25 protein-coding genes and 1 riboswitch are annotated in these 25,387 nt (G+C 47.4%); all 25 genes read right to left on the reverse strand.

Annotated elements, in window-relative coordinates:
- Positions 1–282: 282 nt before the first annotated feature.
- The 25 genes from HP548_RS08545 to HP548_RS08670 all read right to left on the reverse strand — a co-directional run bounded on the left by HP548_RS08545 (position 283) and on the right by HP548_RS08670 (position 25,259).
- A complete protein-coding gene (locus HP548_RS08545) occupies positions 283–540 on the reverse strand; it encodes a DUF1146 family protein (RefSeq protein ID WP_062321714.1) in 258 nt (85 codons plus the stop codon).
- A 602-nt stretch (positions 541–1,142) separates the two neighbouring features.
- The gene (locus HP548_RS08550) at positions 1,143–1,547 is read right to left on the reverse strand and encodes a F0F1 ATP synthase subunit epsilon (protein ID WP_076287595.1); all 405 of its coding nucleotides are present in this window, start codon (positions 1,545–1,547) and stop codon (positions 1,143–1,145) included.
- Positions 1,548–1,609: 62 nt separating this feature from the next.
- Complete coding sequence (gene atpD / locus HP548_RS08555) at positions 1,610–3,013, reverse strand: F0F1 ATP synthase subunit beta (protein WP_024632716.1); 1,404 nt, start codon at positions 3,011–3,013, stop codon at positions 1,610–1,612.
- Between the two features lie 96 nt (positions 3,014–3,109).
- Positions 3,110–3,982, reverse strand: coding sequence for an ATP synthase F1 subunit gamma (gene atpG / locus HP548_RS08560; RefSeq protein ID WP_076287594.1), 873 nt, complete (start codon positions 3,980–3,982; stop codon positions 3,110–3,112).
- 132 nt (positions 3,983–4,114) lie between these two features.
- On the reverse strand, positions 4,115–5,629 hold the full coding sequence (gene atpA / locus HP548_RS08565; protein ID WP_076287593.1) for a F0F1 ATP synthase subunit alpha: 1,515 nt from the start codon (positions 5,627–5,629) through the stop codon (positions 4,115–4,117).
- Between the two features lie 16 nt (positions 5,630–5,645).
- Positions 5,646–6,194, reverse strand: coding sequence for a F0F1 ATP synthase subunit delta (locus HP548_RS08570; RefSeq protein ID WP_076287592.1), 549 nt, complete (start codon positions 6,192–6,194; stop codon positions 5,646–5,648).
- Complete coding sequence (gene atpF, locus HP548_RS08575; RefSeq protein ID WP_175381406.1) at positions 6,191–6,679, reverse strand: F0F1 ATP synthase subunit B; 489 nt, start codon at positions 6,677–6,679, stop codon at positions 6,191–6,193. The genes HP548_RS08570 and atpF overlap by 4 nt, the downstream gene beginning before the upstream one ends.
- 114 nt (positions 6,680–6,793) lie before the next feature.
- Positions 6,794–7,018 (reverse strand): F0F1 ATP synthase subunit C, encoded by a 225-nt coding sequence (gene atpE / locus HP548_RS08580; protein WP_017691934.1) that lies wholly within the window; start codon positions 7,016–7,018, stop codon positions 6,794–6,796.
- 78 nt (positions 7,019–7,096) lie between these two features.
- Positions 7,097–7,915: a F0F1 ATP synthase subunit A gene (atpB, locus tag HP548_RS08585; RefSeq protein ID WP_076287591.1), complete on the reverse strand. Its 819-nt coding sequence runs from the start codon at positions 7,913–7,915 to the stop codon at positions 7,097–7,099.
- A 45-nt stretch (positions 7,916–7,960) separates the two neighbouring features.
- Positions 7,961–8,338 (reverse strand): ATP synthase subunit I, encoded by a 378-nt coding sequence (locus tag HP548_RS08590; RefSeq protein ID WP_076287590.1) that lies wholly within the window; start codon positions 8,336–8,338, stop codon positions 7,961–7,963.
- Positions 8,331–8,585: an AtpZ/AtpI family protein gene (locus HP548_RS08595; RefSeq protein WP_076287589.1), complete on the reverse strand. Its 255-nt coding sequence runs from the start codon at positions 8,583–8,585 to the stop codon at positions 8,331–8,333. The genes HP548_RS08590 and HP548_RS08595 overlap by 8 nt, the downstream gene beginning before the upstream one ends.
- 186 nt (positions 8,586–8,771) lie before the next feature.
- Positions 8,772–9,929 (reverse strand): non-hydrolyzing UDP-N-acetylglucosamine 2-epimerase, encoded by a 1,158-nt coding sequence (wecB, locus tag HP548_RS08600; RefSeq protein ID WP_076287588.1) that lies wholly within the window; start codon positions 9,927–9,929, stop codon positions 8,772–8,774.
- A gap of 50 nt (positions 9,930–9,979) precedes the next feature.
- Positions 9,980–10,609 carry a uracil phosphoribosyltransferase gene (upp, locus tag HP548_RS08605; protein WP_053782842.1) on the reverse strand — a complete coding sequence of 210 codons (630 nt, stop codon included), beginning with the start codon at positions 10,607–10,609 and terminating at the stop codon, positions 9,980–9,982.
- A 419-nt stretch (positions 10,610–11,028) separates the two neighbouring features.
- Entirely contained in the window at positions 11,029–12,276 is a 1,248-nt protein-coding gene (locus tag HP548_RS08610) for a serine hydroxymethyltransferase (protein WP_175381407.1), read from the reverse strand.
- 214 nt (positions 12,277–12,490) lie between these two features.
- Positions 12,491–13,084 (reverse strand): TIGR01440 family protein, encoded by a 594-nt coding sequence (locus HP548_RS08615; protein ID WP_076287587.1) that lies wholly within the window; start codon positions 13,082–13,084, stop codon positions 12,491–12,493.
- A 138-nt stretch (positions 13,085–13,222) separates the two neighbouring features.
- Positions 13,223–13,304: riboswitch (ZMP/ZTP riboswitch) on the reverse strand.
- Between the two features lie 117 nt (positions 13,305–13,421).
- The gene (locus HP548_RS08625; RefSeq protein WP_076287586.1) at positions 13,422–13,994 is read right to left on the reverse strand and encodes a low molecular weight protein arginine phosphatase; all 573 of its coding nucleotides are present in this window, start codon (positions 13,992–13,994) and stop codon (positions 13,422–13,424) included.
- Between the two features lie 124 nt (positions 13,995–14,118).
- Positions 14,119–14,679, reverse strand: a complete 561-nt coding sequence (locus tag HP548_RS08630) for a manganese efflux pump MntP (RefSeq protein WP_076287585.1) — start codon at positions 14,677–14,679, stop codon at positions 14,119–14,121.
- A gap of 168 nt (positions 14,680–14,847) precedes the next feature.
- Positions 14,848–15,957: an L-threonylcarbamoyladenylate synthase gene (locus tag HP548_RS08635; RefSeq protein ID WP_409347647.1), complete on the reverse strand. Its 1,110-nt coding sequence runs from the start codon at positions 15,955–15,957 to the stop codon at positions 14,848–14,850.
- A gap of 324 nt (positions 15,958–16,281) precedes the next feature.
- Positions 16,282–16,944: a stage II sporulation protein R gene (gene spoIIR, locus HP548_RS08640; protein WP_099857619.1), complete on the reverse strand. Its 663-nt coding sequence runs from the start codon at positions 16,942–16,944 to the stop codon at positions 16,282–16,284.
- A gap of 301 nt (positions 16,945–17,245) precedes the next feature.
- On the reverse strand, positions 17,246–18,805 hold the full coding sequence (locus tag HP548_RS08645) for a glycosyl hydrolase family 18 protein (RefSeq protein WP_246317988.1): 1,560 nt from the start codon (positions 18,803–18,805) through the stop codon (positions 17,246–17,248).
- Positions 18,806–19,559: 754 nt separating this feature from the next.
- On the reverse strand, positions 19,560–20,780 hold the full coding sequence (locus HP548_RS08650; RefSeq protein ID WP_076287581.1) for an FtsW/RodA/SpoVE family cell cycle protein: 1,221 nt from the start codon (positions 20,778–20,780) through the stop codon (positions 19,560–19,562).
- 212 nt (positions 20,781–20,992) lie between these two features.
- Positions 20,993–22,213: an FtsW/RodA/SpoVE family cell cycle protein gene (locus HP548_RS08655; protein ID WP_076287580.1), complete on the reverse strand. Its 1,221-nt coding sequence runs from the start codon at positions 22,211–22,213 to the stop codon at positions 20,993–20,995.
- 85 nt (positions 22,214–22,298) lie between these two features.
- A complete protein-coding gene (gene prmC / locus HP548_RS08660) occupies positions 22,299–23,183 on the reverse strand; it encodes a peptide chain release factor N(5)-glutamine methyltransferase (protein WP_175381525.1) in 885 nt (294 codons plus the stop codon).
- Between the two features lie 25 nt (positions 23,184–23,208).
- Positions 23,209–24,276, reverse strand: a complete 1,068-nt coding sequence (prfA, locus tag HP548_RS08665) for a peptide chain release factor 1 (protein WP_063566965.1) — start codon at positions 24,274–24,276, stop codon at positions 23,209–23,211.
- Positions 24,277–24,659: 383 nt separating this feature from the next.
- A complete protein-coding gene (locus tag HP548_RS08670; RefSeq protein WP_175381409.1) occupies positions 24,660–25,259 on the reverse strand; it encodes an SUKH-4 family immunity protein in 600 nt (199 codons plus the stop codon).
- Between the last annotated feature and the right edge of the window lie 128 nt (positions 25,260–25,387).

The raw sequence follows: 25,387 nt of genomic DNA on the forward strand, positions 1-25,387 counted from the left end.
AGAATGGGATGATTATTAGCCGGATTCAACCGGGTATCCCGTTTATAACCACAAAATAAGTGAACAATTGTGAATTCCCTAACTTCCATCATAACATTGTTGAATTGTACGATACAAGCATTTTTACATAAAACATCTCAAATTCATCCAATTCCACGTCACACTTTTTTCTTAATTCATTTGCCGACAACTCATACTCTAATTGTTAACACAATTAATCGATGTTATTCGACATTGAACTGCTTGAAGAACCTAACAGATGATTAACCAACCATCTCAACATTAAAACAAATGGCGCAACATTTGTGTCCATGACAAATAGTCAATGACAAAGCCTGAAACAGCATGCCCAAGTATAATGGCCAACAGTAAATGTAACAGTCTTCCCTGTGCTCCTCGTGGCTGCCTGATGATTAAATCCAGCTTGAGATTCTGCAAAGCCCACCACGACAACGCTATACATAAAAGAGAGACGATAATTGAGACTAAGCCATTCGTACTTAATGTCTGGTTCAACTGATTCGTCAGGTCAGTATCCATATATTCATTACCTCCACATTTGTTGCAGCGATCAGCATAATTATGCCTGGCATCCATAACTTGTTAGAACAATGGAATGACTTGAACACAACATACCGAGCCTACTGTCAGACTTACTCCTGCCATGCAGGAAATCTGGATGCCCAATCCGGAGCAGCAACAATCTGGCTGTGAATGACTATGGAATTCATCAACGCAGCTTCCTGCATCTGCTGACTCTATGGAATATAGGCTCTTTCATCATACATTGTCAATTACATTGATTTCCACTTCGATAATATTTTAAATTCAAAATGCCGGGATTTTGTGACTAAAACGACATAAAAGAGCGTTATTTCGATATCGATCCTGTCATTTCCTCGGAAATAATTCAGATTTCCGTCGTTAAAAATGGTTCCAACAGTGATCATTATCGACACGACTTTAGTCCTACATTCTATTCAACTGCCCATAAACGGTGAATGCAATTAACTTTATTTGCCGTTAAATCAAGTACTTCAACCGCAGATAATGTCCATATAGTTTACTGTAATTGGAAAAGATAACACTCCAAAAACTCAAAAAAGCCTGGCAGACTAAGCCGCCAGGCTCCGATGAGTAGTTTATTTGCCGTATACGTTGATCCGGTTAACCGCTTTTTGCAGAGCAATCTCTGCCCGGCGGTGATCAAAATGGTCCTGATTGCTTTGGCTGCTGAGACGGCGTTCTGCCCGCTCTTTCGCCGCACGCGCACGGTCCACATCGATATTTTCCGGGAATTCGGCACTTTCTGCGAGCACAACAACCTTATCTTTACGGACTTCGATAAACCCGCCACCAATAGCGACGCGTTTGCTTTCTTTTCCGTTTTTGATATAGATCGGTGCGATCTGTAAAGGTGTAACCATAGGGATATGGCCTGGCAGAATGCCCAGCTCCCCTTCAATACCACGAGCCGTGATACTATCCACTTGTTCTGAATATACCAGACGCTCAGGTGTTACGATTTCCAACAAAAAGGTGCTCAATTCCATCCCTCCTGAAACTATCCGAAGGATAGCTCGCTTCTAAGGACAATCCTGGATTCAGATTATACCAGTGTTTTGGCTTTCTCCACTGCCTCTTCAATTGTACCCACGAAGAGGAAAGCTGCTTCCGGAAGATCGTCGTGCTTGCCTTCGAGAATTTCTTTAAAGCTGCGCACCGTTTCTTTAACCGGAACGTATTTACCCGGAATACCGTTAAATGCTTCAGCAACGTGGAAAGGCTGGGACAAGAAACGTTGAATCTTACGAGCACGGTAAACGAGTGCTCTGTCTTCCTCACTCAACTCATCCATACCCAGAATCGCAATAATATCCTGCAATTCATTGTAACGCGCCAAGATGCGTTTAACGCCTTGAGCTACGTTGTAATGCTCTTCGCCTACAACTTCAGGGGACAAGATCCGGGAGCTGGATGCCAACGGATCTACCGCAGGGTAGATACCCATCTCTGAAATTTTACGTTCCAGGTTCGTCGTTGCATCCAAGTGGGCAAACGTCGTTGCTGGAGCCGGGTCAGTATAGTCATCCGCTGGTACGTAGATGGCCTGGATGGACGTTACCGAACCTTTTTTGGTCGAAGTGATACGTTCTTGCAGTTGACCCATTTCCGTTGCCAGCGTAGGTTGGTAACCTACCGCGGAAGGCATACGTCCGAGCAAGGCAGATACTTCTGAACCTGCTTGGGTGAAACGGAAGATGTTATCGATAAAGAGCAACACGTCACGGCCTTCTTCATCACGGAAGTATTCCGCCATGGTCAGACCTGTGAGGGCTACACGAAGACGTGCGCCTGGAGGCTCGTTCATTTGTCCGAAGACCATTGCTGTTTTGTTGATAACGCCTGAATCACTCATCTCGTGATACAAGTCATTACCTTCACGTGTACGCTCACCAACACCTGCGAATACGGAGATACCGCCGTGTTCTTGTGCGATGTTGTTGATCAATTCCTGAATCGTTACGGTTTTACCTACACCGGCACCACCGAAGAGACCGATTTTACCACCTTTGGCGTAAGGAGCCAACAAGTCGATAACTTTGATTCCTGTCTCCAGCATTTCAGCTTGGGTAGTCAGTTCATCAAATGCAGGAGCCGAGCGGTGAATCGGATTTTTATGTGCAGCAGCTACAGTGCCGCCAGTATCAATAGCTTCGCCGAGTACGTTAAATACACGACCCAGTGTCGCTTCCCCAACAGGTACAGAGATTGGAGCTCCTGTATCTACGGCTTCCATACCACGAACGAGACCATCCGTGGAGGACATCGCGATACAACGTACCCGGTTGTCACCCAGATGTTTCGAAGCTTCGAGTGTCAGATTCACACTTACGCCGCTTTCGCTTACTGTAGTGATCGTAATGGCATTGAGGATTTCCGGCAGACCGCCGCGATCAAACTCGACGTCAACAACCGGACCCATGATGCTCACAACGCGTCCTTTGTTCATCTTAACGTTCCCCTCCTACAAGCCTGCTAGTTTTGCAGAAATAAAGTTCCGTTCTCTGTTATCTCTGCACTGCAAGCCTTCATTAATAAAAAACGGTTAGCCTTGTGCTGCGTTGGCACCTGCCACAATTTCCGTAATCTCCTGCGTAATCGCCGCTTGACGAGCACGGTTATAGGTCAATGACAAATCGTTGATGAGTTTCGATGCATTTTTGGTTGCATTACCCATCGCAGTCATTTTGGCACCCAACTCACTCGCCTTACCATTCAGAAGTGCACCGTAGATCAGCGTTTCCGCATAACGCGGTAGCAAAACTTCCAGTACAGCTTCAGCTGAAGGCTCGTATTCGTAGCTTGCCGTCGGTCCTTCCGCAGCAGTTACCTCAGGTGTTTCCATCGGAAGAAGTTTTTCTACCGTAGGAATCTGGGTCAACGCATTCACAAAGCGGTTATAACAAATGTACAATTCATCAAATTTAGCCAGCTCAAATCCTTGAACAGCTTCGTGTGCAATAGATTTGATATCTGCAAATGCTGGTGAATCGGATAGATCCGTTGTAGTGGATGCGATCGCAATTTCGCGCCGTCTAAAATAATCGCGTCCTTTACGCCCTATGACGAACAATTCGTAGTCATCCTGAGAGTTGTGTTTTTCTTTGAGTGTCAGATTGACCTGACGCAAAATATTTGCATTGTAACCACCCGCAAGACCACGGTCCGATGTAATGATTAGATAAGCTGTCTTTTTGACCGGACGACTCTCCAGCATCGGATGTTGAATTCCCTGCGTGCTTGATGCAATACTAGCCACAACTTCTTTCAGTTTCTCCGAATATGGACGAGCTGCTTCCGCTTTTTCCTGCGCTTTACGCAGTTTTGCAGCAGCAACCATCTCCATTGCTTTGGTGATCTGCTTGGTGCTTTGTACGCTTTTAATTTGCCGCTTTATTTCGCGCATGCCTTTTGCCATGATTTCACCACCTTCAAGTTTTGACGTAGTCAAAACTACTTCGTAAGCATAATCTTACCTTTGGCGGAGCCAAAGTTACACATGCAGACATGCGGAATCGGTTAAACAACTCCGCAACTGCATATCATCTATTTAGACGGAGACAGAAAAGCTCTTTCTGAACTTCTCGATAGCGCCCTTCAGAGCATTCTCATTGTCTGCAGTCAATTCTTTAGTATCACGGATGGATTGAAGAATCTCAGGATGGCTGCTCTCCATGAACGCGAGGAATTCTTGTTCAAAACGAGTCACATCACCTGTAGGAATTTCATCTAGGAATCCTTTAACCGCTGTGTACAAGCTGACAACCTGTTGTTCTACAGGCAAAGGCTGGTTCACACCCTGTTTCAGGATTTCCATCATGCGAGCACCACGATTCAGGCGGGCCTGAGTCGCTTTATCCAGATCGGAACCGAACTGGGAGAACGCTTGAAGCTCACGATATTGAGCGAGGTCGAGACGCAGGGAACCTGCAACCTTTTTCATCGCTTTGATCTGAGCAGAACCACCAACACGGGATACGGAGATACCTACGTTGATCGCCGGGCGTTGTCCAGCATTGAACAAGTCAGCTTCCAAGAAGATTTGTCCGTCCGTAATGGAGATTACGTTCGTCGGAATGTAAGCAGATACGTCGGAAGCTTGTGTTTCAATGAACGGCAGTGCGGTTAAAGAACCACCACCAAGCTCATCATTCAGCTTCGCTGCACGCTCCAGCAAACGGGAGTGCAAGTAGAAGACATCACCCGGATAAGCCTCACGACCCGGTGGACGGCGAAGAAGCAAGGAGAGTTCACGATATGCGGAAGCTTGTTTGGTCAAATCATCGTAGATAACCAACACGTGCTCACCTTTGTACATAAAGTACTCACCCATCGAACAACCGGAATACGGTGCGATGTACAACAATGGTGATGGATCAGATGCTGCTGCAGTTACAACAATCGTGTACTCCATTGCGCCTTTACGACGAAGAGTTTCTACGACTTGTGCAACTGTAGATTGTTTTTGTCCGATAGCAACGTAGATACATTTCATGCCGCTACCTTTTTGGTTCAGGATCGCATCAATTGCGATTGATGTTTTACCTGTTTGACGGTCACCGATGATCAACTCACGTTGTCCGCGACCGATTGGAACCATTGCGTCAATGGCTTTGATCCCTGTTTGCATCGGCTCATGAACTGATTTACGATCCATTACGCCTGGTGCTTTACCTTCAACCGGACGGAATTCCGTTGTAGCGATTGGCCCTTTGCCATCCACTGGAATACCGAGCGGGTTAACAACGCGTCCAATCAATGCTTCGCCAACAGGCACTTGCATGATTTGACCGGTACGTTTTACTTGGTCGCCTTCACGAATATCATAGTAAGGTCCCAGGATAACGACACCAACGTTGCTCTCTTCCACGTTCATGGCGAGTCCCATAACACCGCTTGGGAATTCAACCAACTCGTTGGACATTACGTTCTCAAGTCCGTATACACGAGCAATACCATCACCGACCTCAATAACTGTCCCGACTTCGACTACATCGATATCGGTTTTGTATTGTTCGATCTGGCTCTTAATTAATGTACTGATTTCTTCTGGTTTGATACTCAAGTGTCCTCACCCCAATCTACTGTACTCGTCTGTTAAAAGACTGCTCAAGACGTTCGAGCTTGCCAGCCAAGCTGCCGTCATAGATCGTATCGCCAATGGCGACTTTCAATCCGCCCAGCAGAGTCGGATCAACAAAATTCTCGATACGAATCTTTTTATTCACACGGCCTCCGAATTCACGGGCAACCGCTTCTTTTTCTTCATCATTCAATGCATAAGTCGAGTAGACGCGCGCATCAGCTATGCCGAGCGACTCGCCTTGGATCTTCAGATAATCATTCAGCAAAGCTTCCAGCAATTCAACGCGTCCGCGCTCAATCAACAGCAGAACCGTGCGAAGGACAGGCTCGGACACCTTTCCATCAAGGCTTGAATGAAGGACATTCTGCTTTGCTTCGTCCGAGATGTTGGGAGATACGATGAATTTTTCGATATCAGCATCCCCGGTCAATGCACTGACAACCACACGCAGTTCCTGTTCAACTTCAAGTACCTGCTGCTGCTGGAGAGCAACTTCGAACAATGCTTTCGCATAACGCTTGGCAACTATCGTATCGCGGCTCATTGTCGGCCTCCTACCTCATTGAGGTATTGGTTCACAAGTTCCTCTTGTGCAGGACCGTTCTCAACTTCTTTTTTGATCAACTTGGAAGCGATTTGAACGGAAGCTGTACCCAGTTCGCTGCGAAGCGCTGCGACCGCTTTGTTCTTCTCACTCTCAATCTCACGTACAGCATCGTCTTTGAGACGATTAGCTTCTGCTTTCGCATCAGCCAAAATCGATTCGGCTTGTTTACCGCCCGTTTGTTTGGACTGTTCAATGATGTCGTAAGCATCTTTGCGCGCTTGCTCCAGAGCTTGTTTTTGTTCCTCCACATAGGCAATGGCCTGTTCCCGAGTCTGAGCAGCCTCATTCATCTGCGTCATCACGAGTTCACGACGTTTTTCCATAATGGAGAACAAAGGCCCAAAAGCATAACGGCTAAGCAGCCAATATAAAATTGCAAATGCAATAATCGCAAGAAGCGTATTTTCCCATAAGAAACTCAATCTGTTCACTCCTTCCTGGAGGTATCCTTGAAACGTCATCCGTTAGAACGGACATTACCTAAAAAGAAGGCGCGGATGGCTATGGCCTTCCCCGCCAAACCTGTATCGATTTAATTAAGCCATACCGTAGAACATGAACGCCAGTACCACACCGATGATCGGCAATACTTCGATCAGACCTACCCCGATAAACATTGTTGTTTGAAGAGTGGATTTCGCTTCCGGTTGACGAGCGATACCTTCCACCGTTTTGCTGATTACCATACCGTTACCAATACCTGCGCCAAACGCGCCCAGTCCTGCAACAATTGCTGCTGCGATTAATGCCATTGCTCCCATTTGTATATCCTCCTTAAAATGTTAAATCGAATTTTTTATTGTTCAGCCTGGTGAAGAAATCTTCGTAGGGCTTGAAACTTAATGTTCGTCATGCGTCTCGATGCTTTGTGAAATGTACACCATCATCAAGATTACAAAAACAAATGCCTGGATTGCGCCGATAAAGATACTAAAGCCCTGCCACACCATAAGCAACGGAATCGCTGCAATGGCACCAAACACTTTGAACGTGGTCAGCTTCAGGATCGTTGTAATCAGTACCTCGCCCGCGAAAATATTCGCGAACAAACGCATTCCGTGTGTCAGCAGCTTGGATGCCGTCTCTATCAGGTTGATCGGCAAGAACAAGGCGAACGGTTTAAGATAATGCTGGAGATATCCTCTTGTGTTACGGAACAATCCGAGTCCATGAGATACCAGGAATGCTACGAGTGCCAGTCCCATCGTTACAGACAAGTCGGCTGTCGGTGATTTCCACCAAGCCAGTTCAACGTGTGGATGTGCTTCAGGGTCCTTGGCATGCGCTTCGTTAAACGCATCAACAGCAGTGACAATCGGTTGATTGAATACCTGCGCCTGACTAACCTCCGTAACTTCAGTAACCGCCTGAAACGGAAGACCTAGCATATTACCTACAAAAATGAACATAATCATGGAAAGAGCGAGAGAGATAAAATGTTTCCCTTTCTTCATATCCATCGTGCTGGAAATCAGATTGCGGACGAATTCTACTGCCCACTCCATAAAATTTTGCAGCTTGCCGGGATTTTCAACGGATAATCTACGTGTTGCCAGTACAGCAAAAATGAAAACAAGTGCACCTGTAACCACCAGCATCAACAGAACCGATAGATCCAGTCGAAATCCGCCAAGCATAATAATTGGAGCTTCATGCATATTTTTCTCACCCCTTTCTCGACTTGAAAGCTGCAGCACCTAACATCATTCTGCTCTGCGGGAATAGACGATCCCTATAATCAGTAAGGAAAATTGTGCAATGACCAGACCGCCTGCAACCGCATATGTATTGAAGTACTGCGGAAAGCGCATCGATATGAAGATACCGAGCACTGCGAGTGCCGCTCTTGTCAAAAATCCCAGGTTCACACGCTTCAAGTTACCTTCTGCCGCATCATCAGACATTTTCCTTACTTTGAAGCCCAGGTAAAATGCATTGATCCAGCTAATTCCTGTACCCAGGGCCAGTCCCAAAGCAATTGTCTCCACACGTGGCATAAAGGCCGCTGCGAGAAAACAAATCATAAGAAAGTACATGATGAAAACAGTCATCATTCTGCGGTATCTGGTTAGTTCACTCATCACTTTCCCCCATGAATTTTTTCGCGATAAAGTAGATGCTTACGCCGCCTGCTGCCAAAAAAAAGAGAACGCTTACGGCGATCCATATTCCGCTACCCCCGATGGTCTTGTCCAACCAGGAGCCAACGTAATATCCGGCAACAGCGAGAATGGCAATCTCGATTCCAAAAGCTGTCACGAGCCCCATTGCTTTCCACACATTATCATCATGGTTACGGGATGAATTTGGTTTGTTCGAATCGGCCATTTTCCACGCCACCCTTGCAATCCCAGTTAATTTTACTGAATGATGAGAGCCTTTGTCAATTGAATGATTTTAGCGTTTTAAAGGGGAAAACGACGGGATTACAGGCCATCAGAGCCCATAAACCCGCGTAAACCGTACAGTTTAACTGTATGCTGTACCCTTTATTAATCCATCAGAAAAAATGAATTATTTTTTGAATTTTCTGTGAAATGATTCCGGACGTTCACTATTCACACCAAAATGATGCAAAATCGCATTGACAATTCTTTCCGAAGCATGTCCATCACCATACGGATTGGCAGCCTGACTCATGCTTGCATACAGTGTTTCGTCTGTAAGCAGAGCTTTGGTCCGCTCATAAACACGTTCCTCTTCGGTACCCACCAGCTCCAGTGTTCCAGCCTCAATTCCTTCCGGGCGCTCCGTTGTATCCCGAAGGACAAGAACAGGCACACCAAACGAAGGCGCTTCTTCCTGCAAACCGCCTGAATCTGTCAAAATCAAGTGAGTATGCGGGTAAAAGTTATGCAAATCCACCACGTCTAGTGGATCAATAAGTTGAATACGGGGGTGATTCCCCAAAATCGCGTGAGCCGGCTCCTTCACAGCAGGACTCAGATGCACCGGATACACGATGGCAATATCCTCAAACTCGTCGGCAATCCGTTTGACGGCCTGGAAAATGTTACGGTGAGGCTCGCCTTGGGATTCACGGCGGTGAGCTGTCATCAGCACAAGACGCTTGCCCTGTGCCCAATCTAGTACCGGATGTGTGTAATCCTGCCGTACTGTATATTGAAACACATCTGTTACCGTGTTGCCTGTGACATACGTACTAGACTCCGATTTATTTTCTTTGGCAAGATTGGAAGACGACCAGTCCGTAGGCGCAAAATGCAAGTCAGCAAGCACTCCGGTTAACTGACGATTCATTTCTTCCGGGTATGGTGAGAGCTTGTTCCATGTGCGAAGACCTGCTTCCACATGCCCCACCTGGATCTGCTGCAGGAACGCAGCATAGCTGGCTACAAACGTTGTCAGCGTATCACCGTGAACCAGCACGATATCCGGTTTTGCTTCACGCAAAACCGGCTCCAGGCCTCCCAGCACACGAATTGTAATTTCATTCAGCGTCTGGCGATCTTTCATCACATCCAGATCGTAGTCTGGATGAATATTGAATACTTCAAGAACCTGATCCAGCATCTGACGATGCTGTGCAGTAACGCAAACGATCGATTCAATAGATTCGGGATGTTTCTGCAGTTCCAAAATAAGCGGAGCCATCTTGATGGCTTCCGGGCGCACCCCGAATATCGTCATGACTTTAATTTTCTTGGACATTGAAGCAAAGCCCCTTTTCTATAAGTTCCGATTACAAGCATGCGATATGCTTATTTAGTGCCGTATAGACGGTCTCCTGCATCTCCCAGTCCGGGAACAATATAGCCGTGATCATCCAGACGGTCGTCCAGTGCAGCAACGTAGATGTCTACATCCGGATGCGCATCCTGAACAGCTTTCACTCCTTCAGGAGCTGCCACCAGGTTCATCATTTTGATTTGCGTGCAGCCGCGTTTTTTGAGCACGTCAATAGCAGCAATGGCAGAACCGCCAGTTGCCAGCATCGGGTCGATGACAATCAACTGACGCTCTGTAACGTCCGTAGGCAGCTTGGTGTAGTACTCAACAGGTTGCAGGGTTTCCGGGTCACGGAACAAACCTACATGTCCAACTTTTGCCGCTGGCAGCAATTTAACAACACCATCCAGCATTCCAAGGCCTGCACGCAAAATCGGAACCAGCCCAAGCATACGTCCAGAAATGACTTTTCCTTGTGTTTCAGCTACTGGTGTCTGTACATCAATAGTCTCCAGCTCAACATCTCTTGTAATCTCATAAGCCATCAGTGTTGCCACTTCATCCACCAATTCACGAAAATCTTTCGTATTCGTACGCATGTCGCGTATAAACGTCAGTTTGTGTTGAATCAAAGGGTGATCACATATTACTAATTTTCCCATCTAATTTGTCCCTCCGGTATGTTCTTCATGTTCAGCATTACCAAATATGCCTAATCATCATTCATAGGCCCCGATAAATCCTGTATATTATATCATCACCTACACCGAATTACACCATCAAAGGGCACTCAATCATTACAGAAAACCGAATCCTATAAAAATAGGACCGGAAAAATGAGTCTTCCGGTCCTTTTTGCTCTCGCTGTTATGTCAGTTGAGATGATGAAATGCATGTAAACACAATGATGCTCCGCAAACAGAATGACCCTTCGATCGCTGTTATCCCCGGATTTTTTTGAACCCCTTTAATAAGGGGGAAATCCGGGGATAAAGGCGAACGCTACGTCTTCATTCTGTCTGCTCCGTCTAAGTGTTTACATAAGAACATCTCAAATACAAACACCATGAGCAAGTTTTTTTTAGTATTTAAGGTCAGTGTACAGTGGGAATTGGTCCGTAAGTGCCGTTACTTCAGCACGGGCTTCGTCCAATTTAGCTGCATCTTTAGGGTTTTTCAATGTTTTAGCAATGATTTTACCAATAGCTACCATTGCTTCTTCGTTCATACCACGCGAAGTAGCAGCAGGTGTACCGATACGGATACCGCTCGTTACAAACGGGCTAGTTGGATCAAACGGAATTGCATTTTTGTTCACGGTAATGCCGATGGAATCAAGTACATGCTCGGCTTCTTTACCTGTGATATTCACGCTGCGTGTGTCGATCAGCATCAAGTGGTTGTCTGTACCGCCGGATACGATGTTCAATCCTTCAGCAATCAGTGTTTCAGCCAATACTTGTGCATTTTTTACCACGTTTTGTGCATACGTTTTGAACGAAGGTTGCAATGCTTCACCAAATGCTACCGCTTTGGAAGCAATCACGTGCATCAGAGGTCCACCTTGGGAACCCGGGAATACCGCTTTATCAATCGCTGCTGCCCAAGCTTTGCGGCACAGAATCATACCACCACGAGGTCCACGCAGCGTTTTGTGTGTAGTTGTCGTTACGAAATGCGCATGTGGAACCGGGCTTGGATGCAAGCCTGCAGCAACCAGTCCTGCGATGTGAGCCATATCCACCATGAACAAAGCACCTACATCATTAGCGATGGAAGCAAGCTTTTCAAAATCAATGGTACGCGGATATGCACTTGCACCTGCAACGATCATACGAGGGCGATGTTTAAATGCCGCTTTGCGCACTTCATCATAATCAATCAGGAATGTATCTTCTTGTACACCGTATGCCACGAAATTGTACAGCAATCCGGAAGCGTTAACCGGGCTACCATGTGTGAGGTGTCCGCCATGCGCAAGGTTCATACCCAGAACGGTATCACCTGGTTTCAGAGCCGCAAGGTATACTGCCATGTTCGCTTGTGCACCGGAGTGAGGTTGAACATTCACATGTTCTGCTCCAAACAATTCTTTGGCACGATCACGCGCGATATCTTCTACGATATCAACATGCTCACAACCACCATAGTAACGTTTGCCCGGATATCCTTCAGCGTACTTGTTGGTAAGTACAGATCCCATTGCCTCGATAACCGCTTCGCTTACGATGTTCTCGGACGCGATCAGCTCAATGTTGTTTTGTTGACGTTTTAGTTCAAGATTCATCGCTTCCAGTACTGCCGGGTCATTCTTGCGCAATTGTTCCATGATTAAATTCCTCCAGTTATAAGTGAAGTTATAAAGCGAAATCATGTTTACACGAAAACGGAGAGTGCAACACCAATCTGGAGAAGCAGAGCGTTCGCCTTTATCACCGGATTTCCCCTTATATAAGAGATTCAAAAAATCTGGGGATAACAGCGATCGTAAGATGGTGATGCAATCGAAGTCAGGAGTGTAACCAATCGTTTCGGTTTATACGTTAGTCACAAAATGTCGAATCTGGTTGCTCTTCCATACGATACACTGCACGCTCGCCACCAATCAACTTTGGACGAGTCAATGCTGTAGTTACACGGGCATCACCGATGTAGCGGAGTGCTGTGCGGAAGGGTACTGCCACATGCCGCAAATGCATGCCAATCATCGTCTCCCCAATATCCAGTCCCGCATGGGCCTGCACATGTTCAGCCAGGCATGGATCGGTCAGCGAGCGATACGCTGCGGATGCCATGGAACCACCTGCTTTGGGCACAGGTACTGCACCCACTTCAGTCAATCCAAGACGTGTAAGCAGTGAACGCTCCATAACCAGTGCACGGTTCAGGTGCTCACAGCATTGGAATACAACATCAAAACCGAACTCCTGCTGCACCTCGCGTATACCCGCAAGAAGCTGCTGCGCTACTTCAACCGCACCGCCTGTACCAATCCGTTTGCCTGCGACTTCACTTGTACTTGTACCGATCACAACGATCTGTCCAGTTCCAAGCTGTCCGGCAAGCGCCAGTTCACGCAGAATGGATGCGGTCTGTTCATGCAATCCGGGTTGTTCCGAATCTAATTCAATAGTCATCCTATCGCCTCCCGATAAAATCATGCCCGGCTTCCTCTTGGTGCCCTTGGTATTCTTGCATGGCATTTCAGGTACTATTATAGCGAATAATCAGATGAAAGACGAAAAAAAGAGCAGTCTGCGGGTAACGCAGAATTGCTCTTTTGCCCAGGCGACCGGCCGTTTGTTCCGGTGCTCCATCGTGGTTATGCCCACTTCGTCGCCAGTTACACCGGATCCCTGTTTTCCCATCCATCATAAAACAACCTGCGTTTAAAATCAACGGGTAATTTACATCCCGTGTACGTTTTTTTTATATGGTAATCCACCGGTAGCTGGAATGATTAAACGAATCCAATTAACCCAGCTTGTCCAAAAGTCTGTCGAGCGCGGTCCGAATCTCTGCCGCAGCGATGTTGTAATCGTCGCGACTGCCGCCAAACGGGTCCGAAATATCAAAACTCGGAATACGCTGTCTGATCTCGATTGCCCGCTCACGTTCAGATGCCAAAATCTCCTGACCCAGCGCACGTTTCATCTCCAATGTCGCAAACAGGCTGTCCAATTCCTGAAGATCATTCAGGACTTGTTCATCATTTTCCACATACTCTTTCAAGGTATAGGTCTTGTGTACAGAGTCGGGAAAAACCTGCATAACATGCTGTTTATGACTGCGTGTCAACGTGAGGATCAGATCGGCCCAACCGACCAGGTTGGAGCTAAGTAGCGTCGAATGAGGTGGTCCCTCCACGTTGTGATCCCTTAATACGGCCTCCGCATGACGGGAAATCGGCATGCCCGTTGTGGCGGCTACACCTGCGGAACGAACGTCCACCTGAATGCCCCGCTCAGACGCCAGTTTACGTAAAAGTCCCTCCGCCATGGGGCTGCGACATGTATTCCCTGTACATACAAACAAAATATGTTTCATTGTGGTTAGCCTCCCCATTTTGCAAATGTTGTCGAATCATGTTTGAAACCAAATCTGAACAAATGAACCTCTTAACTATATATTGAAGACTGCACTAGGCTGTAATCATGGTTAACGTCGTTTTTTAAAATATAAACAAAAGTCCAAAAGCGAGCAAGATCGCTCCGCCAACCGCTTCCCCGTAATCGCCCATGTTTTGGCTCACACGCCGTCCCAACAGCAGACCCATAACGGACATCGCTCCACCACAGACACCAAAAGCCAGTACTGTTAACACCAAGTCACTGCTGAACATGCCGAGCGAGACTCCAACGGAAAACGAATCTACACTGACACTCAGTGAGAACAGTATCACACCGAGCAAAGATCGATGATCCACCAGTTTGGTGTCTCCCTCCCGGAAAGCGTTCAAGATCATATGGGCACCGAGCAGGACCAGCAGACCGCCAGCTGCATACGTCGTAATGTCACCAAGCAGGGAACTGACGTATTTGCCCGTATACATACCGATGAGTGGCATGATGATGTGAAACAGGGCCGTTACGGTACTGATTCGCAATACGTCTCTCAGACGAATACCCTTCATGCCAATCCCGATACCGAGTGAGAACGCGTCGAGTCCGAGAGCGACGGCCATAATCAAAATGGTTACCAACTGCCCAACATGGGCAGACACATCCCACATCCCCATACCCCCAAGTCACGTAAAGGTTCTTGTACACCATATGCGGACAAGAACACAAACATGACCTGATAAGGCTTTTTGCATGGCTGGCATTCAAAAAATGAATGGCTAGTCGTGGCTAGAGGGCGGGTGCCAAGGGGAAGTATTCATAGCGATGGAAAAAGGGGGCTATCGGTTACCGACCTGAATGAGTCGGTGACCTGCCGCCTTGAGCAGCCGGTTCATGACGGCTGCTCCCAGCCCTTCGCGCGAGCAGGCTTCAGCCACAATATATGTGGCCCCCTGCTCATCGCAGCTGCGCAGCGCGGCGTACAGCCGGCGCGCTGCTTCCTCCAGCTCGCTGGCTTCGCCCAGCGAGAACACGGCATCGGCGCGGTAGTGCTCCGCGTGCTCGGCGAACGCCAGCACCGCGGTGCGCTCCCCGCGCTGCGCCGCCTCTACGAGGGCGGCGCTGATCCAGGCCGCCACCGCTGAGGGCGGCCCCTCCACCACGCACAGCGCACCTGTGGGCGCGTAGTGCGTGTACTTCATGCCCGGCGAGCGCGGCGCCGGGCTATCATCGCCACCGGGCCCCTCGGCGAGCAGCGCCGGGTCCGTGGCGACACGGGCGGCAACGGCGGACAGCTGTTCCGCCGTAATGCCGCCAGGGCGCAGGATGGTGACGGTACCGTCGTCACCGACCTGCACCACCGTGGACTCGACGCCCACCCCGGTGGGGCCGCCGTCCACGATGCCGCCGATGCGGCCTGCCAGATCCTCGCTCACATGTGCAGCGAGGGTCGGGCTTGGCCGCCCGGAGCGGTTAGCGCTCGGCGCGGCAACCGGGCATTCCGCCGCCGCGATCAACTGCAAAGCCACCGGATGATCCGGCATCCGCACGGCCACCGTGTCCAAACCGGCGGTAACCCGCGGGGATACCGCCCCAGGCCTAACCGGCAGCACAAGCGTAAGCGGCCCCGGCCAGAAGGCTGCCATCAGAGCCTCCGCTGTGCCATTCACTTCCGTGACCAGTGAATCCAACTGGTCACGCTGTGCAATATGAACAATCAGCGGATTGTCTGAAGGCCGCCCCTTGGCTGCAAATACAGCTTCCACCGCAGCTGTACTGCGAGCGTCTGCACCCAGACCGTATACCGTCTCGGTTGGGAATGCCACGGTCTGCCCTTGACGAAGACAGGCTGCAGCATCCTGTAGGTCAGCAAGAGCCTGTTTATACGCACTCCCTTTTGCCGCCTCATCCTTGTTCTCATTGGTTACCAGTACATTGACATCCCACATACTTGTAACCATTTTCTCTGTACTTTCATCGTTCTCCATACCTTTCATGGAAGACTGATGCAATTGCTCGTTTTCTCTCATCATATATCCATCATTCCTAAACTTCAGTAGGGTAGTTAATGCAAGACATCCCACTTCCGCGATGCCTTCTTCGCTTATATTTTCTGATTCCTATAATTATAACATATCTGCTCTGCCCGAGGATGCGGTCTGAATCTTACCAGCGATTAACATCACATAGTCTCTGACTCGAACCCATAATAAAACAAAAGGGCACTTCCCTGAATCGAAGTCCCCCTAATAAAGTTTATATCTAGCACCATGTTATGCAAACAATCCCGATACCCAATCCCATAATTTGATCGCCATATCCCACAGGAAGAAACGTGCTTCCGGTGTAGCTGCCTGAACAGATGCTTGTGCGTCCCCAGGCTCAGCAGCTGCTGATGCTGTTGCTGTTGAAGGCTTCGCCAGTGCATCACCTGTTCCTGCATCTATGAAGCATAATGGTGGAAACAACACACACCACCAGTTTTGCCCTTCACCCTTTCCCAGTGTTATCCGCACTGCTTCATAATCTCCAGCAGGATATACGGTGCCGCCATATAATTTGGTTGGAAACGGAACCACCCCAAGTTCCACCTGATATGAATAGGTTAAGCCACGATTGGCAAGCTCTTCTCCCACACGATCCTCTATTTCAGATAGATGCTGACGAATGACCCCACGCGCTTCTTCCAAACTTTGCGGATTCTCCAGTTCGGTTACCCACTCATTCATTTGGGCAACGACGGCGTCACGAATCTCGCGTTTGACCAACTGATCTCCCGCTGCATCCGAGTTTGCGAGAATACGCAAACGAATGGATTGTTCCGGAATCGCTGTGGCCGCCACAGCTGCATCGGTTTTCTGACCTTCCCACATCATAATAATCATCATAAGACATACAATTATAAGTCCAATTTGTTTCACGATTTTTCTGCTCATTCCATTCTCCCCCTCGGCTCCCGTGATCATGATCCCTGTAACTCTCTCATGTCTATCAGTATGCCCGGAAGAGACGGAAGTAAACCTGCTAGATTACAAATCTACTAAAATTTTAATAGGCGGGTAAGACTTAAAACGAAAGGACTATTATCTCCCTCATGAAACTGGCGAAAAGTCAAAAAAGCGCCTGCCTATGGAACACTTTTCGGCTGGCACTTCTTTGATTAATCTAAAACTCTATCCTAGCCTTGATGTTCCATTTAGCATGCTGTTTGAATACCCTTGCTTCTCGGCTTCTCGGTTATTTATTCACCCGGAAAGCTTCCCAAGCCCCGCCAACCGAATTGCGGCTCGCTACAAGTTTACCGCCGTTATTCAGATCACAGGTCACATACAGGTTATTGGCGAGAGCCTGCAATGCAATTGTTCCATCACCCAAATCTACACGATTGAACTTCTCCCATTGCTGAATGGTTGTGGCTTTTGCGATCAGGGCACCACCCAGATTAACATCTGCTGTGACATATTTATTATTGATTTTGGACTTGAGGGATATCGTTCCATCGGAGTTCGTGATCCATTCAAAAAGCTCCCAGTCTCCTGCCGTCGTCCGATTTGCGACAAGCTGGTCATTGCCCTGATTATCAGCAGAGACGATTTGCTGATTGGCTTGAGCAACAAGATAGTTGTACCCACTTGGATTTGGAGGCTGCACCGTGCCCCCACCCGTAACCTCTGAATATACAGCCTGAAGCAGCGCACCTGAGCGGTCATTGCTGTACTCCCAGAACATGATGCCACCCAGATTGCTGTTTTTCACATATTGCACCTTCAGGCTGAGTGATTGCGGGTCATCATAGGAGATAAAGGTATTTCCATTAAACAGATAAGGAGCTTGGGCACTGCTGTCCCAGTATCGTGTATATCCGTTTTTATTCAAATACTGGCTGACAATAGTGTTGTAGTCGGGTTCAAAACCACCTGAACCGGGCCTGTCCAAACCATTGTTCGAATTCTGAACCCCAGTCCAGGCCCGGCCATAAAAGGCTCCGCCAATGACCAGTTTGTTCGCGGGAACACCGCTATTTCTGAACAGATTGACCGCAGACGTTACACTAATATCTCTTCCGGACAGATTCGTATGATGCCCAGTGGTTGCATCCCAGGTTCCATGAAAATCGTAAGTCATCAGATTGATCCAATCGAGCAGAGGCGTGATATTATTGATCTCCACACCGTTCAGATAACTGCTGCTCGCTCCGGCGGCAATGGTCAGCAGATATTGTTTGCCATTAATCTGTCCTTGAGCATTCAGCTTCTCCCGCACCTTCGAGAGCAGTTGTGTGAAGTTTTGTTTATCCTGTGGCCGCGCAGTTGTACCAGCAGCAGGGTTGGTCGGATATTCCCAATCTAGATCGACGCCATCCAAATTGTTGGAGGTTACCAGTTGCACAATGCTGTCAGCAAAGGTTGTGCGTGAGGCGTCCGTTAGCGCAGCGTCTGAAAAACCGTTAGCTCCCCAGCCACCAACAGACAATAACACCTTCAGATCAGGGTTTCTGGATTTCAATCCAACCATCAGTTGCAGTTTGGTACGATCTGAATTTGTAATTGTTGCTTTGCCGTTAGAGATGAGAGCGAAGGAATAATTGATATGAGAGAGCTGTTCTGCCTTGATATCATTCGCGGTCCAGTTGGCCCAACCAGCCACATAAGCAATAATTTTCTTCGGAAGAGGAGCTGCGTCAGCTTGTTTCGCTGGTCCGATGGCAAATGTTGAAACAGTTAGTGCAAAAGATAAAAACAAGAGCATGAACACTTTTACAAATGAAGGGATCGTACCAACTCGATTTAGGTTCATTATATAACTCTCCTTTGGGGTTTTAATTTTAGGAATTCAGCAGCACCCTTACATTTTGGTTAGCAGGAGGATCACGCCCTGTACTCCCTACTACTTCTCTCGTTAATGCCGCTGAAAGACTATGTTTGTTGATCCACATCGCCTTTTCACCCTCTCTTTCCCAATCAAATTAGAATCAAAGGAAGCGTTTACAATTAAATGTAATCGATTTCATTTATGAGAAAAAGAAATCTGGTTCGCAGAAAATCATGGATGGAATAAATAGATTCGCAGATAAAAGTAGGCTAACTTAAATAGGATCATAGTACATTAAGCTGAAGGGCAATGGGATATCAAAGGATCTTTATAGCTGAAATATTTTGATAATCTAGGGAAGAATACACCAGCGAATTACGGTTACATTCATCATTGGCATGACTGGGTGTATGGATGAGGAGTAGGTTCATAACCCACTTTCAAAGTATTGATTACTGTCTAACGTGTAGAGTGTATAAGTAGGCGGGCAAGTTACTGATATAATCTAGTTAAAATTAGGATAATACAGAATTGAAATATTTGTCAATAAAAATTAAATTTGTCATTCTTCCAAAGTTACAAATTCACATCTATTTTAAAAACAAAAAAAGACCTTCACCTGACAGCCACAGGCAAAGATCGGACTAGCACACAAATCACTTACTGCTCCATAACATACTCCAACACCCTTGGGAAGATGGATGTCCAAGGCAGAGTTGAATCATACCAAAGTTTAAGTTCACGCTGTTGTCTTTTCCTTTTTGACCATACTCCATAAACGTTCCAGCAAGGTAGGTCGTTGTTCTCCCATAAGAAGCTCGTCCTCGTCTTCCTGACCATACAATTTAATGCTCATCACCAGCCCGATACAAGCCATATTAATAAGCAACGAGGTGCCCCCATAGCTGATAAACGGTAGCGTAATGCCCGTAAGCGGCATCAGCCCGAGGAAAGCGCCAATATTTTCAAATACCTGATATAACAACATGCCGATAATCCCTACAATCACGACAGGTCCTGCCCTATCTCTACATTGTAATGCGATTAACACCATACGATGAATGAGGATAAAATACATTAAGAGCAGAACAGATCCACCTACAAAACCAAACTCCTCAGCAATGACCACAAAAATGGAATCCGAATATGTATACGGTACACGCCCCGATTGGACGGATGTGCCCTGCATGTAACCTTTGCCTGTTATGCCTCCCGAGCCTATGGCGAGACCCGCATTTTTCGTATGCCAGGAAGCTTTCGACGTTGCTTTATCCGGTACAAGCCAGGGATCAATTCGCTCGGCCCAATGCTCCCTGTTCGCCTTTTCCAAGAAGGTAAAAATCTCATCGTGATACGACGTATATGCTTTGACGAATCCAAAAAAGGTGATTCCCACAATAGCAAGAGCAATTAATGCATGAGACCACTTGATATTCCCTATCCATAACACAGCAACCAGAATCACGATGTATCCGAGGGCGTTGCCCAGGTCATTCTGAATCATTACGAGTGCAAAGGGAACGAACGTCCATAAACCAATGGGCACGATATCTTTCCAGAAATGAAGCGTAGAATTTTTTCTTTTGACCAATAAATGAGCTAGAAACAGAATTAAGATCATTTTAAACAATTCTGCCGGTTGAAAAGAAAGATAATCATTAATCTTTATCCAGCCATTCGCATTATTAATAGGTCCGCCAATAAAGTTGACAAGAACCAGTAGAATGATCCCCACTGCGTAAATATAAAATGCATATTGGATATACAGTTTATAATTCACTAATCCAATACCGATGATGGCTAGGAATCCAATCCCGTAAAACAGCAAGGTTTTGATATGATGATTGCCCAATTTCGGATCGGACTGAATCGCACTGTACACCGTAAATACACTCATGACCATAAGCAGCAACAACACAAACAGAATAACCCCATCCATCTTCTTCAGCATTCTCAGCATGTTCCCACATATCCCCCTGAGGTTTAATACCCAATAATTATTTCCATTAGTCTTTAATATTACCATTGTATAGAATTGGAAGACAAATTGGAAATCCGTCAAATAAATAACGAAAAACCCTGAAACCCACAGATCCATCTTGCTCTAATCTGTTGATTCCAGGGTTAGCTTATATCGTATTCACTTGCAAAGAGTCTGGCCTAGGATCAAAACTATTGCTCCTGCTGTGTTGATTTGCGTCTAAATAATTTCAATACCAGTTCCGTAATGCTTGGCTGTTCTGAGGAACCGAGTATATCCTCGTTCTCTTCTGTATGCACTTTGATACTCATCACAAGTCCCATACTAAGCATGTTGAGCACAAGCGAGGTTCCCCCGAAACTGATAAACGGCAGTGTAATCCCTGTCAGCGGCATCAGACCAATGAACGGACCAATGTTGACAAAGATCTGGTAGAGCAGCATCGCTATAATACCGACAATCAGGTATGGCCCTGCCCTATCCTTACACTCCAGTGCAATCAGCACCAGCCTGTGGATCAAGATAAAGTAGAGCAGCAGCAACACCGATGCTCCAACAAAACCAAATTCTTCACCAATCTGCACAAAGATCGAGTCCGCGTAGGCCAGCGGCACCCGATTCGACTGAATCGTGGTACCTTCCATGTATCCTTTACCACTAATACCTCCAGAACCTATAGCCAACTTGGCATTGTAGGTCTGCCAGAGCACGTCCCTTGACGTCTGATCCGGTACAAGCCAAGGGTCGAAACGATCTGCCCAGTGAGAGCGACCAATGTCCTTCAGAAATTTTACAATTTCATCATGGTAATGAATATAGGCTTGTGTCCCACCGATCAAAGCGGCCACGGCTATGACAAAACCGATCAGGGCATGCGTGAATTTGATATTGCCTATCCAGAGAAGCCCTACCAGGATAACGACATAACTCAGTGCATTCCCCAAGTCATTTTGAAGCAAGACGAGCAGCAACGGGGGAAGCACACAGAGTGAAATCGGGATGACATCTCGTCCAAAAAACAACGGCCTGTTTTTCTTCCTCGCCAGAAGCGCTGACAGGAAGACAATCAGACATAGCTTGAACAACTCCGCAGGCTGCAAGCTCAGACCAAATATGGATAACCATCCTTGAGCACCGTAATACTCCTGACCGATAAACATGACCAGGATAAGCAAAATCATGCCTACCGCGTAGATGTATAGATAATTTTTAATAATCACTTTGTAGTTGATCATGGACATCCCGAAAAAGACGATAAAACCTATAATGTAAAATATTACGGCTCTTTTGGGGAAGGCTTCCCATTTCGGTCTGCCGAAGGTAGTACTGTAGATCGACAAGATACTAATGACCATCAGAATGAGCAATATAAAAACAATCGAATAGTCTATTTTTTTGAATTTATGCAGCATGTAGTTATGTTCCTCCAAGCATTCAGCAATCTTCGGTATATCTCATTGTAGAGGATTTCACGTCAAAAAGAAAACCCGTGGAACCTTACATTTTCGTCACCTGTTCCGAAGTACGAACACCCAGTACATGCCGTTCAATGCCTGCAAGGTCTGGCACGACGATAATTTCCGGCCAATATCCGGCCGATTCAAGCAGAGCTGCGATGTCCCCGGCTTGTCCCTGACCCAGCTCAAAACCGATGATCTGCGGCGGTGCAGGCAGCAGCGCCAGCTGCTCCAGCATAATGCGGTACGGCCCCAGTCCATCCGGGCCGCCGTCCAGTGCCGTGCGCGGCTCATGGTCGCGCACCTCGGGCTGCAACCCGGCGATATCTGCCGCCGGGATGTAAGGCGGGTTGGACACCAGGATGTCCACCCGTGCCCCTGCGAACGGGGCCAGCAGATCGCCTTCACGGAAGTCGATCTGTACCCCGTTCGCGGCCGCGTTCCGCGCGGCCACTTGCAGGGCAGCCGCCGAGATATCTCCGGCGCCTACCTGCCAGCGCGGGCGCTGCGAAGCCATCGTCACTGCGATGGCGCCGCTGCCCGTGCCAATGTCGACGGCGAGCGGAGCGCCGCCGGGAAACACGCGGTCGGCTTCGCGCAGCACAGCCTCGACCAGCAGCTCAGTCTCCGGCCGCGGGATCAGCACGGCCGGCGTTACCTCGAACGGCAGCCCGTAGAACTCCTGGCTGCCGATAATGTACTGCGCCGGCTCACCTGCAGCCTTACGCGTGACGGCGTCTTCCCAGCGACTACGAAGATCGCTGGGAAAGGGCTCCGGCTGCATCATATAGTACTCGGCCCCTTCGCGGCCGAGTACATGTTCCAGCAGCAGCCGGGCATTGTTGTGCGGCTCGTACACGCCGCACTTCTCCAAAAAAGAGGAAGCCTCCACGAAGGCTTCCCGACAACTCTGTTCCGGCGTCATGACAAACTGCGCGCGGGTCACAGCATTATTCTCCTCTATCCATCATATCCGTCTGCTCGGCAATCGTCAGCGCAGACACGATATCAGCAATCTCACCATTCATGATTTGATCTAGCTTGTGCATCGTCAAACCGATACGGTGATCCGTAACACGGCTTTGTGGGAAATTATAGGTACGAATCCGCTCACTGCGGTCACCTGTACCCACTTTGCTCTTCCGTTCACTCGAAATCTTCGCTTCTTCTTCCTGACGCATCATATCAAAGATACGCGTACGCAGAACCTGCAATGCTTTTTCCTTATTCGAGTTCTGGGATTTACCATCCTGACAAGTAGCCACAATTCCCGTTGGAACGTGAGTTACCCGTACAGCCGATTTCGTGGTATTAACCGATTGTCCACCAGCACCACTGGAACAGAACGTATCTACACGGATATCTTTATCATGGATTTCAATATCGAAATCTTCGGCTTCAGGCATAACCGCTACTGTGGAAGTAGACGTATGAATCCGGCCGCCCGATTCCGTTGTAGGAATACGTTGCACACGGTGTGCGCCACTTTCGTATTTCATTTTGCTGTAAGCGCCGCGTCCATTAATGAGGAATACAACCTCTTTGAAGCCGCCCAGATCATTTGTGTTAACGTCCATCAGTTCGACGCGCCAGCCTTGCGTATCGGCATAACGTGTGTACATCCGATAGAGATCCGCTGCAAACAACGCCGCTTCATCGCCACCAGCAGCTCCACGAATTTCAACGATGACGTTTTTATCATCATTCGGGTCTTTGGGCAGCATGAGAACACGAATCAGATCGTCCAGTTCTTTCTGGCGAGTGCTCAGTTCATCAATTTCCATTTTGACCATTTCACGCATCTCGTCGTCCAGTTTCTCGCCCTGCATTTCTTTCGCAGCTTCAAGATCCTGGCTCACTTGTTTGTACTCATTGTATGCTTCATAGGTAGGCTGCAGATCCGATTGTTCTTTGGAATATTCCCGCAACTTCTTGTTGTCACTTGCTACATCCGGGTCACACAGCAACTCGCTGAGTTTCTCGTAACGGTCGGCTAACGCCTGTAATTTATCAAACATGTATAGTCACCTCACGCGTTATTTTCGTTCCAGCATTCAAATTTCATTCGATTCCGATAGGCATTCATTGATGCGTTATCAGACCATTTATATTTCACAAGGCACGGAGTTCACAGAAATCCCTGACCGTAACATTTCATTTTATGATCGACGTATAACATCGCTACAACGTCATCAAATCCTTTACTTTTAAGTTATATAAAAGAAATCGCGTACCCGGTATCAACCCGCTTCAACTCATTAAGCTGAGGCGTGAAATTTAACATAGGTATACGACTCTTAATTATAGCATATTCTTATGTTCCTGAATAGCAACTGTTTGCGGATCCTGCATCCAAATTTTGATTCACTTATTCTAAGTAACCAAATTGATTTGCAAAGGACTATAAGAGATCATCCTCCAGCTGCTCAAGCACAACACTCCACCATGTATCCTCATTCAAGACACTCATCGGGTCCTTTTCCACAAATAATAAACGAAGTTGCTTTAACACAAGCTTCCTCGCCGATTGAGAAGAAGATTGTTGTGAAGGTATAATCTCACCCCGCCGAAAAGCAGCCAGCTTCGCCTGTGCTTGCTCGAGCGTCATCACAGTTGGCTCGTAGCTCTCCGAATTCTCATTAATAAATGCAACATACCTTTGCAGAAACTCGATAAATAGAGTCAGATTGGAGTTCATGAGGCTGTACTCTCCCGTTTGCACATCCACCCTGTAGAGCGTACCCACATCCGTTTCCAGTCCCAATATAGCTGACGTCTCCTCATACTCATAGCCAATAGGAAGTAACGTTTTCCGATCATCCCGAGTCCTTATGAGACCTTGTTCTGTCAGAGGTTTAAAATGTATACCGAGCAAGTTCTCATCATCCAGACGGAGCTGTGGCAAGCCGAATTTCAATAATAGTTCCTCCGTCTCCTCAGGCAAACGAGCTGTTTGCACAAGCGTTTGGTTATATCGAACGTACTTCGACTGTTTCTCCAACTTGCCACCTCCCATGAGCCTTCTTCCTTTTATTATATCCAGAGCGAGTAAACAATCCAGTAGGATGTACAGGATATACAGACAATTTTATTATTGAATACTTTAGGCTACTTGAAGAATATTTTGCC

Source organism: Paenibacillus taichungensis, from assembly GCF_013359905.1.
In the GTDB taxonomy this organism is placed as follows: Bacteria; Bacillota; Bacilli; order Paenibacillales; family Paenibacillaceae; genus Paenibacillus; species Paenibacillus taichungensis.